The sequence below is a fragment of the Saccharibacter floricola DSM 15669 genome (genome assembly GCF_000378165.1).
Lineage (GTDB): Bacteria > Pseudomonadota > Alphaproteobacteria > Acetobacterales > Acetobacteraceae > Saccharibacter > Saccharibacter floricola.
Window position 1 is genome coordinate 18,202 of record NZ_KB899335.1, and the last position, 19,729, is coordinate 37,930.

Genomic DNA, 19,729 nt, shown 5'->3' on the forward strand with positions numbered 1-19,729 from the left:
TCTTTTACGGGACATTCCGTAAAATCTTTACTGAAAGAGTCTTATTTTACACGCCCAAAAAGCTTTTCCAATGCGTCTTTACTGAGACGCAGCCATGTCGGACGCCCATGGGGACAGGTATTTACACGCGGATTTTGCGCCATATCTCGCAGTAAAATCTCCATTTCCTCGCGCTTAAGTTTCCGCCCAGCACGGATGCTGCCATGGCATGCCATCCGCGCAACAACAGCTTCAAAACGACGGTCTAGGCTTTCTGTTTGTCGTGCGGACAGGTCAGGGTCTTGAGCCAACTCCTCAGCAATATCGCGCACAAGTGCGCCCACATCCCCGCCACTCAACGGAGCGGGAAGCGTGCGCACCATCACACTGCCTTCCCCAAAAGATTCCAGCTCCAATCCAAATTGCGCCAATTCCTCAACACAGGCCATGATGGCATCCGCTTCATCACGTGAGAGATCAACGACTTCGGGTAAAAGCAGTGCTTGCGCCTTGATCACACCGCCTTCAAACCGTGCAAACAAACGCTCATGGGTCAGCCGTTCATGAGCGGCATGTTGGTCAACGATAATGAGATCACCATCTGCTGCAATAGCGAGGATATATGTGGCGTGGATCTGACCAATCGGCACCCCAAGCGTTTGCTTAGAAGAAGGCGATGCCTCATACGCTCCCCTTTCATCCTCACCCGCCATTGCACAAGACGGCGTCGCACGATCAAATAAAGCAGCGGCTTCCGACAGTCCGGCCTCTTTTTCTGACATCGGCGAACGCGCGACCTGACGCACAGAGGGAGCGAAGCCGAAATCTCTGTCCTGCCGCCAATCCCGTGCAACAGCCGGGCGTCGATCATTCCACAACGCAGGCGACGAAGGCTGTGAAGAGCGCGAGGCCATTTCCGGGGGCGTTGGCTCTGGCGTGATCACCCGCTCTAAATCGGCATGCACGCCCCCACCATCCCCCGCACCACGGGCGAGAGCACGACCAACAGCACCAATGACAAAAGCACGTACCTCGGCTTCATCAGCAAAACGCAACTCTGTTTTAGCGGGGTGAACATTTACATCCACCCGCTCATACGGCACGTGGAGGTGCAACATCAGTACCGGGAAGCGGCCACGTTCAATCACAGGACGATAGGCCACACGTACAGCCGTCCGCAATACGGGGTCTGTCACGGGGCGATCATTAACCAACAGAAACTGCCCTGCCCCTGTTGCACGCGTATGCGCTGGCCCACAGATAAAACCTGAAAGATGCATACGCCCACGCTGCTCATCCACCGCGAGCAAACTATCATGCACCACCCCCAGCACCGCAGCCACACGTTCCTGAACGCTTTGGACGGGAAGGCGCAAGACCTCCCGCCCCTCAAGGTTAAAGGAGATCGCACAATGGGGCGAGCTTAACGCCATACGCCGCATCACCGCTTCCGCATGGCTTCCTTCCACGCGCGGACTTTTCAGAAACTTGCGCCGTGCCGGTGTTGCAAAGAACAAATCACGCACGACAACGCGCGTTCCGACAGCCCCCGCTGCTGGTGTTGCAGGCTCTACAACACCACCCTCAACGCGCAAGCACCAAGCCGTATCCGCTTCTGCCGTGCGAGAGGTTACGCTTAAGCGCGCACTGGCCCCAATGGACGGGAGCGCTTCGCCACGAAATCCAAGCGTGCGGATATGCACCAAATCATCATCAGGCAGTTTAGACGTGCAGTGACGTTCGATCGCTAACGGCAATTCCTGCGGCGTCATGCCTCGCCCGTTATCGGTCACCTCGATGCTGTCACAGCCGCCACCACGCAGCACCACCTCAATAGAGGTCGCACCCGCATCAAGAGCATTTTCCACAAGCTCCTTCAGCGCAGCCGCGGGGCGTTCCACCACCTCGCCGGCTGCAATCAAATCAACAACATGATTTGAAAGCCGACGGATCGTCGCGTGAGGCATGACTGTACCGTCTCTAACTTAAAAGAAAATACCGCTCTTAGCGGCTTTTCATGGTGGGTGTCGCCCCGTGGTTCAGGGGCTTTCCTAAGGCACTATTATGCTGGATACGCTGATTTTCAGAATCACCATCCACCACATCGCCCGCACGGCCACCTTGCCAGAACATCAGGCTATCAACGAACCCGGCATCCGAATCACCAAGTTCGGAATTCTCTGGGCTATGAGCCGCTTTCGAAGCATCACTCACAAGGGCGCTCTGACCAGCACTGGGGCTCCCATCAAGCGGATGGAGCGCAACATCAGGTGCCAGCGTTTCCAGCGCTTGCATACGCGGGCTTTCATCAGGGCGGTTCGCATTCGCAGCCCCCGGCAGCACCAGCTTTTCAGAAGGTGGCATAGACAGCGGTGCACGTGTGGTCACCGTATATTCATCAGGCATTGGCCGCTTGAGGCCAAAACTACGTACCACATCGCTCCCCGAGCATCCAACAAGGGTGAGACCAATAGAAGCTGCAACTCCAGCTTGTATCCCCCAACGAATAACGGAAGGAGCAAAACGCCGCATGACAGGTTCCCGCACTGCACTCATGATGTTCTTAGTCCTATCGTTCCCACAGAAAATGGGCAAGCATTCCAGACATGTTCCCGGAGGAACGATCTACCGCCGATCCGCTATAAATGAGTCGAGGATCCATAATCCCACACCACACACAATCGCTGAATCAGCACCGTTGAAAACATACCATGACCAACCAGCAACATGGAAATGGAGGAAATCCACCACCGCTCCATAATGCACACGATCAATCACATTGCCGATCGCCCCACCGATAATACCACCGCAGGCTACACTCACAGCTTTACGACGGCTTCGTGCGAGGACGACTAAAAGCGCCAGCACAGCGAACACAGAGATCGCAACAAAGACCCAAGCGCTATGCCCGCCAAACATGCCAAATGTTACGGCATGATTCCAGACCATGGTAAAATTCAACCATGGCAAAACTGGAACACTTCCCTTCTCCGGCAAGTTTAGCCCATAGAGAATCCATAGCTTGCTCGCTTGGTCTCCCAGCAACACGAGCAACGCGACGACCAAGCCAACGCCTCGCCAACTTGACGGTCGATGAACATGAAAGGTGCGCCGTGCCGCCATCAGCCCTCCACCACGCTAACGCAGCGGCGGCAAAGATGTGAATGGTCTTTATTTTCCCCAACATCAGGCAGCACACGCCAACAGCGTGCACATTTTTCTCCCTCAGCAGGCTCCACCGTCACGGGGGCATCAGCGCTTCCGTCAACCGTGTAAAGCTGTGACGCAATGCACAATTCTGCCCAATCTATACCGTCTGTTTGGCGTTTCTCGTCTTCTGAAAGAGGCAGCTGAACACGCGCTTCCAGAGAGCTACGGATAGCCCCATCACGACGTGCCCCTTCCAACGCTGTCGTGACACGGCGGCGTATCTGGCGAAGAGCCTCCCAACGCGCACCCAACTCTGGGTTATGCCACGCTTGGTCAGGCGTGAAGAGACGTTGCAGATGCACACTCTCGCCCTCACCAAAACGGGCCTGCCACGATTCTTCAGCGGTAAAGACCAAAGCAGGGGCCAACCATGTTGCTAAAGCCCGGTGCAAGATATCCAGTACCGTCCGTGCCGCACGCCGTGTTATGGATGCAGCCCCATCGCAATAGATCGAATCTTTACGGATATCGAAATAAAAGGCCGACAGGTCATTATTACAAAAGCCATGTAAAAGCGGATAAACCCCATTCCATTGATGGGTCTTTACCGCTTCCATCACGCGCTGATGCAGCTCTGTCAGGCGGTGGAGGATATAATGTTCCAAAGGTGGCAGCTCCGCATAGGGCAGCACTTCTTCCTCTGAGAAACCATCCAAAGCCCCCAAAAGCCAACGCAGCGTATTGCGCACGCGGCGATAAAGCTCGCCTTGCTGTTTGAGAATATCGTGGCTGATGCGCAAATCTTCATTCGTGTCAGAATTCAACACCCAAAGGCGCAACACATCGGCACCGAGCTTCTTGGTCACATCCTCAGGGAGAATGACATTACCAAAAGATTTAGACATCTTGCGGCCTTGGCCATCCAGCACAAAACCATTTGTTACGACCGCCTTATACGGTGCCCAGCCTTGCGTCCCAACACTTTCAAGCAAGGACGATTGGAACCAACCACGATGCTGATCTGACCCTTCCAGATAAAGGTCAGCTGGGTAGTTCATCCCTTCTTGTTGCAAGACGAAACGATGGCTACAGCCACTTTCAAACCAGACATCGACAATATCGAAAACCTGCTCGTAATCCGCCGGGTCACGCCCCTCCCCTAAGAACACGGCTGGATCGGTATCATACCACGCATCCGCCCCACGCTCTTGGAAGGTTGTGACTACACGCTCCATCACGGCAGGATCACGCAGCACAGTGCCTGTGCGTTTTTCCACAAACACAGCAATGGGCACACCCCATGAACGCTGGCGTGAAATGCACCAATCTGGGCGCTGCGCCACCATCGTCGTCAGACGACGGCGCGCGCTTGCCGGCACAAAAGACACGTTTTCCAAAGCATCGAGGGCTTTGGCACGCAGACCATCGCCGTCTGCAGACTCCATCGCAATGAACCATTGCGGCGTTGCGCGATAAATCACCGGTTTTTTAGAACGCCATGAATGCGGATAGGAGTGCTCAATCACGCGCTGGCCCATCAGCCCAACGGCACGCCCCTGCGCCGCCGCTTTATCGCGCTCTTCTTCCAACAACGCACAGACAGGCGCAGTCGCTTTAAAGACATGCACCCCTGCAAGCTCTGGCATCCACGGCACATAAGTGCCGTTATCTTGAACCAGCTCAGTGACTTCAACACCATGCTCACGGCAGAGCTGGAAGTCGTCCTGACCATGAGCCGGCGCCATATGCACCAGCCCCGTCCCCGCTTCAGTCGTAACAAAATCACCTAAAAAGAGCGGTACATCATGGTCATAACCACGCTCATGCAGAGGATGGGCAAAAACAGCCCCCTCTAATGCGCTCCCCGGCAAAGTATGCAGCACCGTCCATTCGGTCAGCCCAACGTCAGACGCGAAAAGCTCTAACCGCTCCTGGGCAATCAGCAACTTACTGCCAACAGGCACCACGCTATCGTCATTAACCCCGGTGACCTCAATGACCTGATACGTAATCTCAGGCCCCGCGGCTAACGCGCGGTTAACAGGGATCGTCCACGGGGTGGTCGTCCAAATAACAGCCGATACATCACGCAACAGCCCTTCAGGGGTTGGGTCATGCGCAATGGGGAAAGCTACCTGAAGGGTTGTGGATTTAATATCGTGATATTCCACTTCCGCTTCAGCAAGCGCTGTTTTCTCAACCGGGCTCCACATAATAGGGCGCAACCCACGATAGAGACGGCCATTGAGAAGAAATTTACCAATCTCCTCAACAATCTGCGCTTCAGAGGAAAAGTCCATCGTCACATAACGATGATCCCATTCCGCCTGAATCCCTAAACGCTTAAAGTCCTCACGTTGTGCATCCACCCAACGCGCGGCGTATTCACGGCATTCCGCACGAAATTTCAGAACAGGAACAACGTCCTTATCCTTCCCTTTTTTGCGGTATTCTTCTTCAACTTTCCACTCAATCGGCAAGCCGTGGCAGTCCCAGCCCGGCATATAGCGCACCTCAGCCCCGTTCATCCGCTGAGCCCGATTAATGACGTCTTTCATCACCTTATTGAGTGCATGCCCAATATGGATGTGACCATTCGCGTAAGGAGGGCCATCATGAAGCGTAAAAATACGCTCCGCCTGCTGCCCAGCCTCACGAATCGCGCCATCTAGGCCCATCTCCGCCCAGCGCTTAAGCGTCTCAGGCTCACGCTTTGGGAGGTTCCCCCGCATAGGGAAGGATGTTTTGGGGAGGAAAACACTCTCGCGATAACGCTCTTGTTGGTCACGAAAAGCTGAATCGGTCTTTTCTACGGGGTCAGACATGAAATAAGCGCGCCGGTTTTAAGAAAACAAAAAAGGTCTGACCATATGGGGAGACGGACCCCTTCGGGTCAAGACCTAGCAGGCAGAATGACGCTCTAAACACGCACGAGCTTGCACAACATCGCACGCAATATGCGCTTTCAGTTCGTCCAAACCCTTAAAGCGCTTCTCTTCACGCAGCAACGCCACGAGGGCTACGCTCAGTGTCTGGCCATAAAGGTCTTCATCAAAATCAAAAAGATGCGCTTCTAAGCGGCTTTCTTTGCCATCATTAATGGTGGGACGCCGCCCAACATTGGCTACACCCGGCACATCACGCCCATCCGGCAAGCGAACCCGCACCGCATAAACCCCACGAGCAGGCTCAATATAATCTCCAAGCGCAATATTCGCCGTCGGGAATCCTAACAATCGCCCGCGCTGGTCTCCTTGCACAACTTCCCCCGTGATACTCCAAGTGCGCCCTAGCAACTCAGCAGCGCGTTCGGGATAGCCTTCTTGAATGAGACGACGGATACGGCTGGAGGAAATAGGGCCTGACGCATCAGAAAGCTGTGGAACGATGCTTACCCCAACGCCATGCTGGCCTAGCAAGCTTTCGAGGAGCACCACATCACCCGTGCGACGGTGACCAAACGCAAAGTCAGCCCCGCACGCCACATGCGCAACATCAAGGCCACCAATCAACACGTCACGCACAAAGTCGCGTGGCCCGCTGTGAGAAAAAGTCGCATCAAACGGGATCTGCACCACATGATCCACGCCCTGCTCACTCAGAGCCTGAGCACGCATATCCGCACGCATGAGGCGAAAAGGCGGGTCTTGAGGACGAAAAAACGCACGCGGATGCGGTTCAAACGTCACCACAGCTGGGGGGCAGTCAGGACGCGCCATCTTGAGGCTTTCTAACAAATGCACATGCCCACGATGCACACCGTCAAAATTCCCCAACGCAACAGCGTTTCCCCGCACAGCCTGAGGCAGTGTGCGCCAATCTGTATAGAGTGTCATAAACGTCTAATACCGCTCCGCTCTCCCACTTATCGTGGAGAATGCGCCGATTCTTCTTCAGCCATACGTGCATCACGCTGTGATGTTGCCTGACCGTCCTTCTTCGGGGGATTGAGACGTTCATCGGGTTTTTGCTCGGATGAAGGCTGATCTTCTTCAGCCATACCCTTCTTGAAGGACTTAATGCCCTTCGCAAAATCCCCCATGAGGCCGCTGATTTTACCACCGCCGCCAAACAAGACTAGAACGACAATGCCAAAAATTACCCAGTGCGTAATACTCATGCTGCCCATAGGGTCATACTCCGAAAAGCCAAAAGCTCCTCCAGCATGTGGCAAGGGTTGACCAATTGTGCAACCCCTTCTCTGCACAGAACTGCTCTACCGTGACATCAGAAGAAAACCATAGGTTGGGTAAAAGCGTGTTCCCCAATGCCCTGTTGGCGACCACCACACTCGCACGCGCGACCAGTTTGCTTTGGGCGAAACATCCTCAACCAGCACATTATGCTCAATCTCGCCCGGCACCCAATTAGCCTGATCAACCGTGATACGCCGCTCCGTCAGCACGCGCCTCACGACCGCCACATGCCCATCTGGCACGCGTGACGTTGCACGAAACACCAGCACCGCACCTTGGGCAGGGCGATGAACCCGCGCATAATGCCCGCGCGCTTGCCACCACCAACCCGCCGCAGAGCCATGCAAGTTCACCCCTGTGAGACGGCGCGCATAAGGCGCACATTGCACCGAACCATGATACCCGCTGCACCCCGCACAGCCTAAAAGGACGAGCAAAAATACGTAAGAAAAATGCTTTATCATAACTGAGGAACGAAGGGTCATCATGATCAATATCTGGGGCACCACGCGATCTTCTAGAGGCGCTATTGGGGGTAAAAGACGAAGGAAAAACTACACATAAGACAGACGCTAGAAAGCACGTTATCCGTGTGAAAATTCATGACATCTTTATATCTGTCCACAAAAAAGCGTCTTCCACTCAGCTTTTGACGGTTTTTGCGACCTCTCAACGACTGTCACACACCCCAATCTTCTCCCTAAGATGCCCCCATCAGTGATCGCCTGCTCCCCCAAGCCTTTTTCAGCAAAAGCAGAAAATAAGCGCGATAGAGCGCCATTCTTGGTTCACAAAGAACGAAAAGCGAAGATCCTCTCCTCCGCCTCATCAAGATCCATCGCCAAGGCAGACTGCGCGACATCTTGCGAAAAGCCATTTCGGGCAAAAATAGCCAAAACCTTATGATGCTCCTTCTCTGGTCGATCAGGGCGGGCAAAAGGGCCAACGCGACGTTTGCGCGCCAAAACAAGCGCGGCTCCAAGCTCCGCCTCTCGTCCAGATTCGTCTGAGCGCTCCCCCAAGCTCTCATCTATCGCCTGATCCAGCGTGTCTTGCTCCACCCCCTTGGTGCGTAAATGCGCTTTGACTGCCCGGCGTGAGCGCCCTGTGCGCGTCATGCTCCGCGCTCGCGCCCGCGCATAACCCGCATCATCAACAGCTCCCAGCCCTTCCATGGAAGCCACAATTTCATCAATCCACGGCTGGCACTGCTGCTCATGCGCAACAGCCTGCTCCTCTTCCAGCCCAGCCCGCACAGCCCTGCCAGCCCAGCGACGAATACGCCGCTGCAAAACCAACCGTAACCCCTGCCGGGTGGTGGCAAAACGCGCCAAATGAGCCAAAGCAGCCTCACGAAGCTGCGTTTGTGTCGGAGCGGGGGGGATTTCTGACATCGTATCTCCTATACTCGCCTCTACTGGTTCCTTACATATCCTTTTTCAGAGACGGCTTTTACCCATGTCCTCTTCAGACACTCTCCATACCGCCCTCTTAGAGATTGCCCAACGCTACCCCGGGCCCGGCGGAGCTGTCGCCATCCTCCGTGAAGGAGAGATCATCGCGCGCCATAGTTGGGGCTATGCGTCTCTTGAACGCCGAATACCCTTCACGCCGTCTTCTCTTTTCCGCATCTGTTCTATCACAAAACAATTTACCTGCGCTGTGATGTTGGATCGTTACCGCGACCCAGAAAAGCTCACCCCCTTCGTGCGGCAAGCACTCCCTCATTTAGCAACACACCACCCGACCATCCATCACCTCGCTCATAATCAATCCGGCCTACGGGACTATTGGGCTGTCGCGATGCTCCATGGCGCGGCCATTGAAGGCCAGTTTAACGAAGGCGATGCACGCCGTGTGATGGCAGGCACACGCTCGCTTCAGTTTGAGCCCGGCACATCTTATTCTTACGTTAATCAGAATTTCCGCCTCCTTTCCAACGCAATGGAAGCAGAAAGTGGCGAAAGCTTTGCAGCGCTCCTTAAGCGCCATATCTTCACCCCCGCACGTATGCACACCGCCCTTCTCGCCCCCGAAACACGCGCTCTACCTGACGGCACGACCGGCTATGAAGGCACGACGGAAAGCGGCTTCCGCCCTGCCGTGAATCGTATTTACTGGACAGGGGACGCCGGCATGGCCGCGTCACTTGATGATATGATCGCATGGGAACGCTGTATTGATGCCACACGCAATGACCCCAACAGCCTCTATCAACGCCTCAGCGCCCCCGTCACTTTCCGCGATGGCACGCCGGCCTCTTACGGCTTCGGCCTCCAACGTAGCCGCTTGGCTGGATACGAGGTCACGGGTCATGGTGGTGCGCTGCGCGGCTGGCGCTCCCATCGCCTTTATTGCCCAGAAAAACGTCTTTCTGTTGTCGTGCTGTTTAACCATATGTCCGCCGCCCAAGCCGCCGCGAGCGACCTCTTTCATCACGCTCTCGGCCTAACGGCACCACGCTCCACCCAGTCCAATACAGCACCAACCATCGCTCATGACTTTAACGGTGTTTGGCTGGATAAAGAAACAGGGCTCTCTGCGCGTATTGAGACCGTGAATGCCTCTTCCCTCCGCCTTCGTTACCTTATGGTGCCCGAGGACATCCCCCTCCATAGTGCCACAGAAGCAGGCAATGCAGGGGTACAGCTTGAACGCACCGCGGAGGGAATCGTCATGACACGCCCCGCTGAAAATCGGCGCTGTCTGCTCGTCCCCCACAACACATCCCCAACACCAGAGCGCCGTGCGCTTGTCGGACAATATCGTTGTGACGAGCTGGACGGTTCTGAACTGACCATCACCGAACAGGGGGGCCTTCTTTATGGAGGGTTTAACGGCCTTTTAGGGGAAGGACGCATGGAACGCCTGACCAATATTGGTGAAGATCTATGGACATTCCCTTGCCCGCGTGCTCTCGACCATACTGCCCCCGGTGATTGGACGCTCAAAATTGAACGCACCCAAGGGTCTGTACAGCAGGTGCGCGTTGGATGTTGGTTGGCACGAAACCTCGTCTATGAGCGTCTTTCCCCTCGTCCATCTGGAGACGCTTAACCCTTTATGTTAAGGTTGGATTTGACGTCTTCTCTCTCCTTGAGCACTATGTTGGGGTGGGTTTGCACCCTGCTCTTTCTTTTTACCAAGGGGAGCGGGGCTTTCTGCTTTGGGAAAACCATCGAAGGAAGTGATGCCTTCCCCGTCCGTTATTGTCTGTTTCACCCTAATAGGATCGCGCACTCATGATCCCCACCGTTATGCCGAACTATAAACGCTTCGACCTTGCTTTCGAGCATGGGGAAGGCCTCTGGCTTACGGGGACAGATGGACGACGTTATCTCGATTTCGGGGCTGGCATTGCCGTAACCTCCCTGGGGCATTCACACCCCCAGCTCGTCAAAGCCATTACCGAGCAGGCCGGGCGGGTCATGCATGTCTCTAACCTCTATCAGGTGCCTCAAGCACAAGCCCTTGCCGACCGACTCGTTGCGCATTCTGCTGCAGATTCGGTCCTTTTCTGCAATTCTGGTGCAGAGGCGAATGAGGGGCTCGTCAAGCTGATCCGTCGTGCTCAGTATAAAAACGGCCATCCCGAGCGGAACCGGATCATCTGCTTTGAACATGCCTTCCACGGACGCACCTTGGCGATGATCTCCGCTACAGGGAACCCTGCCTATCTTGAGGGATTCGGCCCGACGGTGGAGGGGTTTGACCATGTGCCGTTTAACGATCTTGACGCCGTCAAAGCAGCCATCACCCCCCAAACAGCCGGTATTCTTGTCGAGCCTATCCAAGGAGAGAGCGGGATCCGTCCAGCCACTCCAGAGTTCCTGCAAGGGTTGCGAACCCTCTGCGACGAATACGGGCTTTACCTTGGAATTGATGAGGTTCAGTCTGGAATGGGTCGCACTGGGACACTTTTTGCCCATGAACATGCTGGGATTGCCCCTGATGTTATCTCGGCAGCAAAAGGCATTGGTGGCGGCTTCCCTCTTGGTGCTGTTCTCGCCCGTGAAGAACTGGCCAAACATCTAACGCCCGGAACGCACGGCACAACATATGGTGGGAATCCACTCGCCTGTGCTGCTGGGCTTGCCGTTACGGATGTGCTTCTTGCTCCCGGTATGTTGGAGCAAATTGCTCGCGTTGGGCACGCCTTTGGCACCATGCTTGATGCTTTGGTTGCTGAAATGCCCGAAATTTTCGACGAGGTGCGCGGTGTTGGGCTTATGCGTGGCCTACATTGTCGCGTTCCCGTCGGTTCCCTTGTTAGTGCAGCCCTTGGTGAGGGTCTCCTTGCCGTTGCAGCAGGTGATAATGTGATGCGTCTCATGCCACCCTTGATCGCTACAGAAGAGGACTGCCAAGAGGCTTGCACGCGCTTACAACGTGCTGCCCACGCCCTTACCAACAATCAGGAGAAGAACGCGTGACCGCGCCCCACTCTTCCACCCCCCGTCATTTTCTTGACATTAAAGACCTTACAGGCGACGAAATTCGCGCCATTCTCAACATGGCTTCACGGGTCAAAGCCAAACAAGATGGACGCCGCTTCCCTCTTCATCCTGACAGCCCACTTTCTGGACGGGCCCTAGGCCTCATGATGGCCCGCCCCTCCACGCGCACACGTGTGTCTTTTGAAGTCGGCATGAAGCAGCTAGGCGGGAATGTGAGCGTTCTTTCCCCTTCTGACATGCAGCTTGGCCGTGGAGAGAGCATTGCCGATACGGCCCGTGTCCTCTCGCGCTTTTTGGATGTCATCGTGCTCCGCACTGGTGAGGATGAATCGCTGCGTGAGCTTGCCCGTTGGAGCAGCGTTCCCGTCATTAACGGGCTCACCCCAATCTCTCACCCGATTCAGATCCTCGCGGATGTGATGACGTTTGAAGAGCATCGCGGGCCTATTGAAGGCCGTACCATAGCGTGGATCGGTGATGGCAATAATGTCGCGACCTCTCTGATTGAAGCCTCAGCGCTTCTGGGCTTTCACCTACGCCTCGCGACACCCGATGAATTTGATCCTTCTGAGGAAGCCATCGTCTGGGCACGCAGCAATGGGGCTAATATCATCACCACACGTGATCCTCATGAGGCTGCTGAAGGCGCTGATGCCGTCATCACGGATACATGGGTCAGTATGGGCGATGACGATGCTGAAGAGCGTCAGCGCGCTTTCCGCCCGTATCAGATCACTGAAGAGCTGATGGAAAATGCCGCCTCTGATGCTCTCTTCATGCATTGCCTCCCCGCTCATGTTGGTGAAGAAGTCACTGAAGGCGTCTTTGAGAGTGACGCCTCTGTTGTCTTTGACGAAGCAGAGAATCGCCTACACAGCCAAAAAGGCTTGCTGCTCTGGTGTTTCGGGTTTGACGAGATTTTCTAAGTCCGGCGCTCTTTTCCTCCCTCTATAAGGGGAATATTTTCGACGCACCACTCTGCCTCCTCATGGGGAGCAGAGTGTCGTCGCCCTCACCCAGACAGAAATGACCTTTGTGATGACTGACACTTCTTCTCCTGCACATTCCTCCCCAAGCACCGGCCTGACCGTCGCTCACGCTGTGCAGCCTTTCTATCTTGACCGTGCGCCTGTGCGTGGCCGCCTCATTCGCCTTGGCCCGCTCGCACAGGACATTCTCTCCCGTCATGATACGCTGCCAGATGCCGTCAAAACACTTGGCGGGGAAGGTTTAGCTCTGGTCGCTGCGATGGCCACGGCCTTGAAGTTCAGTGGCACTTTATCACTCCAAATTAAGGGAGATGGGCCGATTTCCCTCTTCCTTGTCGATTGTACTGACAAAGGCGAGTTGCGCTTTATGGCGCAAATGAGCGAAAAACATACCGGCCCTTTACCCGATACCGCAAAAGGCCTTTTTGGCGACGGCTACTTTGCCTTCACCATCGACCAAGGCCCTAACACAGAACGCCATCAGGGCATTACTAGCCTTGAAGGCAAGACCCTAGCGGACATGGCAACGCGCTATTTCACCGATAGTGAGCAGCATCCATGCTCCATCCACCTCTTCGCACGACCGAGCGAGCAAGGCTGGCAGGCCGGTGCCCTCGTCTTAGAGCGTCTCGCTGGAGAAGGCAGCGACGCTCATAACGACAATGTTGCGGCTCAAGCCACAGCCGAAGAAAAAGATGTGTGGGAAACAGCCTGCACATTTGCAGGCACGCTCAATGCGGACGAGCTGTTCAACCCTGAACTCTCCGCCGTCACGCTCATCAATCGCCTGTTTGGCACACTGAGCGTGCAGTGCGCGGCGTCACGCCCGCTTTCCTTTGGGTGCCGCTGCGATAAAGAGCGTATGCGCAGCTTCCTCACGCGCTTTAGTGATGAAGAGCTTGATGAGATGGCCCAAAATGGCGTGATCTCAATGAATTGTGGTTTTTGTAATACCCGTTTCGACTTTAACCGTGATGACCTCCCCAAGGAAGATCATCACGCATGATGAGCAGCGTCCTTCTGGCACAGCTGACGATGAACGATGAGCCAGTTGAGCACCTCTATCCAGGCTGGGAGGCCATTGCCCGCTATGAGGCACCGGCTCAGCTGAATGTCGTTCTCTTTCGTCAACGTGACACAGGACGCGAAGCATGTTGGTGGGTTACTCCTGAGGGGAACTATCTCGCAAGCCATACTCTAGCCCTTCAGCCAGACCGCAAAACAGAGCTGATTGAGTGCCTCAGCCCTCTCCTGTACCCCTTGCTGGATCAATCACTGATTAACACACCGCATCAACCGTTACCGGTGCATGATCCTGTTTTTCGCTGTCTGGCAAACTTGCCCACCATCGCCCTCACCGAGATCGTCGGCTTATGGTACCATCATGTCGCGCAAGGCACCCTCATCATCTCTCCTCATGAACTGCTTGAAGACGCCTCGCAGGAAGAAGAGCAAAGCACAGATAGTGACGATGGCCCATCAGAGCCTTCACCTTTCTCCGCTGGGCGCATTCGTCAGGTTCTGAGCAGCCGCTATCATGAAGAACAACCGCCAACGGCACTATCACCCTTCTCACTGTTACCCCTAAAACCACAGCTTGTGATGAAAAATAGAGCAGGGATGGCTTGTCGTTTTTTTGATCCCGTTGAAGAGCTTACGTTTTACCTCTTCTGGGCGGCTCCTTCCTCTTCCAGCCCTTCCCCTCATGAAGAGCCACTCTTTTATTATCCCCAAGGCCCGCTGATTTTAGGCGATGGTATTGAGGCAAACCTTCTGCCCACACGACTGCTCGTTTGGTTTATTCAACATCCCGACCATCCCGACACAATCCGTCAGGCGCCCTCCTTCCGGCTTGAAGACTATGGCGTGGGGCAAATTTCTGGTATTTGGAAAGACTTCGCTCGTTCTGAGAAGGAACCCACCACGCCACCACAAGCGCCCCTTGCCGCCCACTCTCCTGCTTGGGAAAGCTGGTTTACGAACTCACCTGCCATCCGTACGCCTTCCCTAGAGCCAGAGCCAGAGCCAGAGCCAGAGCCAGAGCCAGAGCCAGAGCCAGAGCCAGAGCCAGAGCCAGAGCCAAGCGCTAATCCGTCTTCACCCGTTCCACAACCCTCATCACGCCGTAAAAACCGCAAAAAGAAAGGCCGCCGGACATGAAACGCTTTCACCTCCTTTCTCCCCGTTTTGCTCAATCAATCAAAACACTCAGCACGACTGCACTGTGCGCCGCCGGCCTTAGCCTTTCCTTGGCTGTCACCGGATGCAGTGGCGACCAACCAGAAGAAACATTCCCAACACCAAGCTATAGCTATTTGCCAATTTTCCACCTGAATGTCGGGCAAATTGACATCAGCAATCGCGTCACATTTGATAAACACGATATCGCTGCACAAAGCCCAACCTCACCGGTAACGAACTTAGAGCGTATGGCCCAAGACCGCCTTAAAACAACAGGCGTGACGGGGAATGCTCACTTTACGGTGCTGAAGGCCGACATCACGAAAACACATGGTTGGCGCCAACTGAGCGGCACATTCTCCGTGCAGCTCACACTGGATGACCCCGCCCAACAACATCATGGACAGATCATCGCGACGGTGCATCAAAGTCGTAGTTTTTCAAGCAAAACGTCTCATCAAAACAACCTATACACCCTTAATCAGGCTTTGATGGATGATATGAATGTTGAGCTAGAATATCAGCTTCGCAAACATTGTTCCGAATGGTTGACCGATGCCACGGGAACCCCACTCAATGCGAAAGTGCAAAGCCAAGACCTAGATGCCTCACAAACGGGCTCCGTCTCGGGAAGCACGCTCACACCGCCATCTAGCCCCAATAACGCCCTTCCTGCACCGGGCAAAGCAGCAGCACAAAGCCTTCCAGCTCATACCTCCCATGCAGGTGAGCTCCACCTGCCGCAGCGCTAACGCATATAGTGCCGAAAGGGGAGAGCGTTTTGAGCACGGGCGCGCCCGTTGCCAATACGGTCTTTCCTTTCCTATGATGACGCGTCTTTTGTCATTTTCGCTAGGGCGGGCTGTTCTCTCATGACGCATCACCACGCCACGATCCCCTCAAGGCCCTCTTTGGCACGACGCCAGTTCATCAAAGGTGCCACCGCCCTCGCCTCGGCCCCTTTTTGGCGAGATGCAGCCGCACGCACACCCCCAGCGCGCTCACCAGATCTGTCACGTTTTTTTACCTCTGATGAATTCCACTTTGTTGAGAGTGCCAGCGAATGCATTCTCCCCCATGATGAAAACGGGCCCGGCGCACAAGAGCTTGGCGTTGCAGGCTTTATTGACCAGCAAATGCAGACCCCTTACGGCCACGGGGAGTTATGGTATCGCAAACCACCTTTCGTCTCTGGGCCGCCTGAACTGGGTTATCAACTACCCTACACGCCACGGCAGCTTTACCGAAATGGGATCTATAGCCTCACCCAACAGTGCCTGCGCCATTATCACGCCCCCTTTCATCAGCTTCCTCAAGACACGCAACAGCTGGTACTGTCACACTTAGAAACAGGCGCGCTGACGTTAGAGGATATTCCAGGCCCGACTTTCTTTGAACAACTCCGTAACAATACGTTAGAGGGAGCATTTTCCGACCCGATCTATGGTGGGAACCGTGATATGAAAGGTTGGATCATGATGGGTTTCCCCGGAGCACGGGCTGATTTTATGGATTGGATCAACCAGAATGGTGCACCCTATCCCTTTGGCCCTGTCTCCATCTCTCCTTCTCTGTCTATGACGATACGTGAGTAATATGAACGCTTCCTCCACAACAGCCCCACGCCATAGCGATGTCCTCATCGTCGGCGCGGGATGGGCTGGATGCATCATGGCTAAAGAGCTGACTGAAGCTGGGCTTTCCGTCACCATTTTAGAGCGCGGAGAGGATCGCCATACAGCTGAAACCGGCGCCTATCCGAACTCCATTGATGAGCTTCGCGGCAGTGTGCGCAAGCGCCTGTTTCAAAAACTTTCCCGCAACTCTTTAACCATCCGCAATAGGATCGACCAAACAGCACTGCCATACCGCCAGCTTGCCGCATTCCTCCCGGGGGAAGGTGTGGGCGGGGCGGGACTTCATTGGTCTGGCTGCCATTTTCGCGTCATGCCTGATGATTTACGTCTGCGAAGTGCAACGATTGAGCGGTATGGGAAGAAGTTCATTCCCGACGACATGACGCTGCAAGATTTCGACGTCACCTATGATGAACTTGAGCCGTTCTTTGATAAAGCAGAGAAAATCTTCGGCACCTCAGGGGAAGCCCATATGGTGCAAGGGAAGCCAACGGGAAAAGGCAATATCTTCGCCCCCAACCGTTCATCCCCCTTCCCTCTTCCGCCTATGGAAGACACTTTCTCAGCCGCGCAATTTCGCGCAGCAACGCAAGAGCTCGGCTATCATCCCTACAGTATGCCCGCCGCCAATGCCTCCCGCCCTTACACCAACCCCTATGGGTGTCAGATGGGTCCTTGTAACTTCTGTGGCTATTGCAGCGGTTATGACTGCTTCCTTTATTCAAAAGCCTCTCCCAACATCAATATCCTCCCCGCATTGCGCCGCGACCCAGGCTTTACCCTTGTAACACAGGCACAAGTGCTCCGTATTACGCTGGATCAAAGCAAAAAACGCGCCACCGGGGCCGTCTATGTTGACTTGAACGATCACCATGAAAAAACCATCTCAGCCGATCTTGTGATCCTTGGCGCGTTCCAACTCTATAACGTGCATCTCATGCTACTATCGGGTATCGGCACTCCTTACGATCCACACACAAACACGGGGACGATTGGCCGAAACTTCTTTTATCAAACCATTACAACCTCGCGCTTTTGGCTCCCCAAAAACCGCCACACCAACCAGTTCGTCGGCGCAGGTGGTGCTGGTGTGGCCATTGATGACTTTAACCAGCCCGACTTTGACCGCGGCCCGCATGGATTTATTGGTGGCTCTCCGCTTTGGGTTAATCAAGCCGGCGTTAAGCCGATTGCAGCTGCTTCTGCCGGAGGAGGAAAAGACCGTCCGCGCTGGGGGGCACAGTATAAAAGCGATATGATCGAGACCTATAAACACTCCCTCAATATTGATGCCCATGGCAGCAATATGACCTACCGCGATGTGTATCTCGATCTCGATCCCACTTGGACAAATGCCTATGATCAACCGCTCCTGCGCATGACCTTTACGTGGAAAGATAACGATGTCCGTATGAATCGTTATGTCGTCGATCAGCTCAAACCGATCGCCCGTGCTATGGGAGCAACCCGCACCGAATTAAACATGCTAGACTATAATCAACCCTTCGATAGCCGGCTTTATCAAACCACCCATTTAGGCGGCGGTGCCATTATGGGAAGCAATCCCCGCACAAGCGCACTCAACCGGTATCTGCAAAGCTGGGACGTGCCCAACGTCTTCGTGATTGGGGCCAATGCCTTCCCCCACGGGCTTGGTTATAATCCTACGGGACTGCTGGCCGCCTTAGCCTATTGGTCTGCCCATCATATTCGCACAACCTATCTCACATCCCCCGGCCCGTTGGTACCGTCATGATGCGACGGTACGTTTCCATCCTCGGCCTTTGTGCGCTTATTGGCGGGCTCGCCTTTTCACCCGCACAAGCAGAGGACACTCCATCGGTTGCCCATACCGTTCCCCCATCTTTAATGGAGCAAGGCCATTATCAAGCCATCTTAGGGGATTGCATGGCATGCCATAGCGCCCCGGGACGCCCTGCTTATAGCGGAGGCGTGCCCTTCGCTTTGCCGATCGGCACAATTTACGCGACCAATATTACACCCGACCCCATTCATGGAATCGGCACCTATACAGAGGCAGACTTTGCCCGCGCCATACGGCAAGGGATCCGCAAAGATGGCCGCACGCTTTACCCGGCCATGCCTTATCCGTCTTATGCTCGGCTCAGTGACAGCGATATTCACGCCCTTTATGTGTATTTCCATCATGGCGTCACCCCACAGCCTGTCTCTCCCCCGCCCAACCGCCTGACATGGCCGTTATCTATGCGCTGGCCTCTGACTTTCTGGCGCTGGTTTTTTGCACCAAACGTCACGAAAGCCCAGCAACGCACAGCCGCGGAATTTACCGACCCAGTGCTGGCACGCGGTGCTTATCTCGTCGAGGGAGCTGGGCATTGCGGCGCCTGCCATACGCCACGCGGCCTCACTATGGCAGAAAAAACGCAAACAGCGCAGGGCGGCTCCTCTTTTCTCTCCGGTGGGGGTGTTCTGGAGCAATGGGTTGTCCCCTCCTTACGCCAAGAAAATCGCACAGGCCTAGGGCGATGGCATGAAGACGATATTGTCGCTTTTCTTAAAACCGGTCGTGCGCCCACAGGGATCAGTTTTGGCGGTATGACCCCTGTGATTGAACACAGCACACACGCCTATAGCGACAGCGACCTCCACGCGATTGCCCGTTTTTTGCAAACGCTCACGCCCGCCGCTCTTCATGAAAAAGAATGGCAGTATGACCCGTCAAGCCGCGATGCTTTGCAGCGCGCCGACCTCTCAGAGCGTGGCGCCCAGCTTTATATTGACCGATGCGCGGCCTGCCACCGCACCGATGGTCGCGGTTATGGCACTGTTTTCCCTCCTCTTGCAGGGAACCCTATCGTGCTCACCAAAGACCCGACATCGCTTATCCATATCATCAAAGAAGGAGATACCATCCCAAGCCTATCAACGGCACCGTCTTCTTTCTCCATGCCAGGCTTTAAACAGACATTAAGCGATCAAGATATCGCTGATATTACACGTTTTATTCGCCATGCTTGGGGCAATGATGAATCTTCTGTAAAAAAAGAGAATGTTAAAAATATTCGCAGTAAAAAATAATATTTACACAATAAAATGATAAATATAGAAATCTTAAAAAGATTTTACATAAATGATATTTAATATATGAATGATGATTT

General features: G+C 54.6%; 17 protein-coding genes. 9 read left to right on the forward strand and 8 right to left on the reverse strand.

The annotated features are described in order from the left end of the window. Positions 1-41 precede the first annotated feature (41 nt). The 8 genes from mutL to F457_RS0103475 form a co-directional block, all read right to left on the reverse strand. Complete coding sequence (gene mutL, locus F457_RS0103440; RefSeq protein WP_018979737.1) at positions 42-1,946, reverse strand: DNA mismatch repair endonuclease MutL; 1,905 nt, start codon at positions 1,944-1,946, stop codon at positions 42-44. 37 nt (positions 1,947-1,983) lie between these two features. Further along, positions 1,984-2,535, reverse strand: a complete 552-nt coding sequence (locus F457_RS0103445) for a DUF3035 domain-containing protein (RefSeq protein WP_018979738.1) — start codon at positions 2,533-2,535, stop codon at positions 1,984-1,986. Between the two features lie 69 nt (positions 2,536-2,604). Further along, positions 2,605-3,102, reverse strand: a complete 498-nt coding sequence (gene lspA, locus F457_RS0103450) for a signal peptidase II (RefSeq protein ID WP_018979739.1) — start codon at positions 3,100-3,102, stop codon at positions 2,605-2,607. Beyond that, positions 3,102-5,954: an isoleucine--tRNA ligase gene (gene ileS / locus F457_RS0103455; RefSeq protein WP_018979740.1), complete on the reverse strand. Its 2,853-nt coding sequence runs from the start codon at positions 5,952-5,954 to the stop codon at positions 3,102-3,104. Before ileS ends, lspA begins: the two co-directional genes overlap by 1 nt. Before the next feature lie 75 nt (positions 5,955-6,029). Then, positions 6,030-6,965, reverse strand: coding sequence for a bifunctional riboflavin kinase/FAD synthetase (locus F457_RS0103460; protein ID WP_018979741.1), 936 nt, complete (start codon positions 6,963-6,965; stop codon positions 6,030-6,032). 29 nt (positions 6,966-6,994) lie between these two features. Next, positions 6,995-7,258: a twin-arginine translocase TatA/TatE family subunit gene (locus F457_RS0103465; RefSeq protein ID WP_018979742.1), complete on the reverse strand. Its 264-nt coding sequence runs from the start codon at positions 7,256-7,258 to the stop codon at positions 6,995-6,997. Positions 7,259-7,345: 87 nt separating this feature from the next. Continuing rightward, positions 7,346-7,813 carry a CHAP domain-containing protein gene (locus tag F457_RS0103470; protein WP_245539101.1) on the reverse strand — a complete coding sequence of 156 codons (468 nt, stop codon included), beginning with the start codon at positions 7,811-7,813 and terminating at the stop codon, positions 7,346-7,348. A 300-nt stretch (positions 7,814-8,113) separates the two neighbouring features. Further along, entirely contained in the window at positions 8,114-8,719 is a 606-nt protein-coding gene (locus F457_RS0103475; RefSeq protein WP_018979744.1) for a regulatory protein RecX, read from the reverse strand. A gap of 64 nt (positions 8,720-8,783) precedes the next feature. On the opposite strand from F457_RS0103475, the gene F457_RS0103480 reads away from it, so the two are divergent. The 9 genes from F457_RS0103480 (at position 8,784) to F457_RS0103525 (ending at position 19,649) form a co-directional block, all read left to right on the forward strand. Next, complete coding sequence (locus tag F457_RS0103480; protein WP_018979745.1) at positions 8,784-10,382, forward strand: D-aminopeptidase; 1,599 nt, start codon at positions 8,784-8,786, stop codon at positions 10,380-10,382. Positions 10,383-10,567: 185 nt separating this feature from the next. Beyond that, on the forward strand, positions 10,568-11,758 hold the full coding sequence (locus F457_RS12070) for an aspartate aminotransferase family protein (RefSeq protein ID WP_018979747.1): 1,191 nt from the start codon (positions 10,568-10,570) through the stop codon (positions 11,756-11,758). After that, the gene (argF, locus tag F457_RS0103495) at positions 11,755-12,708 is read left to right on the forward strand and encodes an ornithine carbamoyltransferase (RefSeq protein ID WP_018979748.1); all 954 of its coding nucleotides are present in this window, start codon (positions 11,755-11,757) and stop codon (positions 12,706-12,708) included. The genes F457_RS12070 and argF overlap by 4 nt, the downstream gene beginning before the upstream one ends. Before the next feature lie 112 nt (positions 12,709-12,820). Next, complete coding sequence (hslO, locus tag F457_RS0103500) at positions 12,821-13,777, forward strand: Hsp33 family molecular chaperone HslO (RefSeq protein WP_026294150.1); 957 nt, start codon at positions 12,821-12,823, stop codon at positions 13,775-13,777. After that, positions 13,774-14,931, forward strand: a complete 1,158-nt coding sequence (locus F457_RS14070; protein ID WP_018979750.1) for a hypothetical protein — start codon at positions 13,774-13,776, stop codon at positions 14,929-14,931. Before hslO ends, F457_RS14070 begins: the two co-directional genes overlap by 4 nt. Further along, positions 14,928-15,704, forward strand: coding sequence for a hypothetical protein (locus F457_RS12075; protein WP_018979751.1), 777 nt, complete (start codon positions 14,928-14,930; stop codon positions 15,702-15,704). The genes F457_RS14070 and F457_RS12075 overlap by 4 nt, the downstream gene beginning before the upstream one ends. 120 nt (positions 15,705-15,824) lie before the next feature. Then, positions 15,825-16,547 carry a gluconate 2-dehydrogenase subunit 3 family protein gene (locus F457_RS0103515; protein ID WP_051081288.1) on the forward strand — a complete coding sequence of 241 codons (723 nt, stop codon included), beginning with the start codon at positions 15,825-15,827 and terminating at the stop codon, positions 16,545-16,547. A gap of 1 nt (position 16,548) precedes the next feature. Continuing rightward, complete coding sequence (locus tag F457_RS0103520) at positions 16,549-18,345, forward strand: GMC family oxidoreductase (protein WP_018979753.1); 1,797 nt, start codon at positions 16,549-16,551, stop codon at positions 18,343-18,345. Next, entirely contained in the window at positions 18,345-19,649 is a 1,305-nt protein-coding gene (locus tag F457_RS0103525; RefSeq protein WP_018979754.1) for a c-type cytochrome, read from the forward strand. Before F457_RS0103520 ends, F457_RS0103525 begins: the two co-directional genes overlap by 1 nt. Positions 19,650-19,729 lie beyond the last annotated feature (80 nt).

What these genes read in the sequence shown, in the direction of transcription:
- mutL (WP_018979737.1), bottom strand. Translation starts at nt 1,946, where the DNA reads ATGCCTCACGCGACGATCCGTCGGCTTTCAAATCATGTTGTTGATTTG.
- F457_RS0103445 (WP_018979738.1), bottom strand. Translation starts at nt 2,535, where the DNA reads ATGAGTGCAGTGCGGGAACCTGTCATGCGGCGTTTTGCTCCTTCCGTT.
- lspA (WP_018979739.1), bottom strand. Translation starts at nt 3,102, where the DNA reads ATGGCGGCACGGCGCACCTTTCATGTTCATCGACCGTCAAGTTGGCGA.
- ileS (WP_018979740.1), bottom strand. Translation starts at nt 5,954, where the DNA reads ATGTCTGACCCCGTAGAAAAGACCGATTCAGCTTTTCGTGACCAACAA.
- F457_RS0103460 (WP_018979741.1), bottom strand. Translation starts at nt 6,965, where the DNA reads ATGACACTCTATACAGATTGGCGCACACTGCCTCAGGCTGTGCGGGGA.
- F457_RS0103465 (WP_018979742.1), bottom strand. Translation starts at nt 7,258, where the DNA reads ATGGGCAGCATGAGTATTACGCACTGGGTAATTTTTGGCATTGTCGTT.
- F457_RS0103470 (WP_245539101.1), bottom strand. Translation starts at nt 7,813, where the DNA reads ATGATGACCCTTCGTTCCTCAGTTATGATAAAGCATTTTTCTTACGTA.
- F457_RS0103475 (WP_018979744.1), bottom strand. Translation starts at nt 8,719, where the DNA reads ATGTCAGAAATCCCCCCCGCTCCGACACAAACGCAGCTTCGTGAGGCT.
- F457_RS0103480 (WP_018979745.1), top strand. Translation starts at nt 8,784, where the DNA reads ATGTCCTCTTCAGACACTCTCCATACCGCCCTCTTAGAGATTGCCCAA.
- F457_RS12070 (WP_018979747.1), top strand. Translation starts at nt 10,568, where the DNA reads ATGATCCCCACCGTTATGCCGAACTATAAACGCTTCGACCTTGCTTTC.
- hslO (WP_026294150.1), top strand. Translation starts at nt 12,821, where the DNA reads ATGACTGACACTTCTTCTCCTGCACATTCCTCCCCAAGCACCGGCCTG.
- F457_RS14070 (WP_018979750.1), top strand. Translation starts at nt 13,774, where the DNA reads ATGATGAGCAGCGTCCTTCTGGCACAGCTGACGATGAACGATGAGCCA.
- F457_RS12075 (WP_018979751.1), top strand. Translation starts at nt 14,928, where the DNA reads ATGAAACGCTTTCACCTCCTTTCTCCCCGTTTTGCTCAATCAATCAAA.
- F457_RS0103515 (WP_051081288.1), top strand. Translation starts at nt 15,825, where the DNA reads ATGACGCATCACCACGCCACGATCCCCTCAAGGCCCTCTTTGGCACGA.
- F457_RS0103520 (WP_018979753.1), top strand. Translation starts at nt 16,549, where the DNA reads ATGAACGCTTCCTCCACAACAGCCCCACGCCATAGCGATGTCCTCATC.
- F457_RS0103525 (WP_018979754.1), top strand. Translation starts at nt 18,345, where the DNA reads ATGCGACGGTACGTTTCCATCCTCGGCCTTTGTGCGCTTATTGGCGGG.